Genomic DNA, 855 nt, shown 5'->3' with positions numbered 1-855 from the left:
AAAGGGCCTCACGAAAACGCGGCCGTTGAACAGGCAGGCGCCATCGGCTACATGATGCCCACCCCGGCCATGAGAACGACACGCACGGGAGTGACAGAACGTTTCGTGGGAGGGCAGGTTGACGGTATGGCCGGCTCGCTGTCATCGAAAGTGAGTTGCGCCACCATCTTCACGCAACATGGAGAAATCATGCACGGTTGCCCGTCGGAGAATATCCTGGAAACGGGGCGGCTGGCACTGTGCGACGCCGGATGCGAACTCGACGATTACTGCTCAGACCATACACGCACATTCCCCGTGTCGGGAAAGTTCACTGATCGGCAACTCGACATTTACCGCATCGTGGAAGCATGCCACGACTATACCATTGAAGTGGCAAAACCGGGTGTCAGATGGTATGACGTACACATGGACGTATGCCGGATGATGACCGACAGGTTGAAAGAGATCGGCCTTATGAAAGGTGACACCGAAGAGGCGGTAAGAGCCGGTGCCCACGCCATGTTCCTCCCGCACGGCCTCGGCCACATGATGGGTATGGATGTGCACGACATGGAAGGACTGGGACAAAAACATGTGGGTTTCGACGATGAGACTCAACCTTCAACACAGTTCGGAACAAACTGCCTGCGTATGGGCAGACGGCTCGAAGAAGGCTTTGTGATGACCGATGAGCCGGGAATATATTTCATACCTGCGCTCATAGACGAATGGCGTGCCAAGGGACACTGCAAGGAATGGCTTAACTTCGACATACTCGAAACATACAAGGACTTCGGAGGAATACGCATCGAAGACGACATACTCATAACAAAGGACGGATGCCGGTTCCTCGGCAACAAGCGCATACCATAC

1 protein-coding gene is annotated in these 855 nt (G+C 54.6%); it reads left to right on the top strand.

The genetic code is table 11. The features are described 5' to 3' along the window. On the top strand, positions 1-855 hold an 855-nt coding region (locus MoGM_RS03650), incomplete at both ends, for a M24 family metallopeptidase (RefSeq protein WP_146078634.1).

Source organism: Prevotella sp. MGM1, from assembly GCF_002933775.1.
Lineage (GTDB): Bacteria > Bacteroidota > Bacteroidia > Bacteroidales > Bacteroidaceae > Prevotella.
The sequence above is the reverse complement of the archived record's forward strand: the minus strand, read 5'-3'. Positions and strand labels throughout refer to the sequence as shown.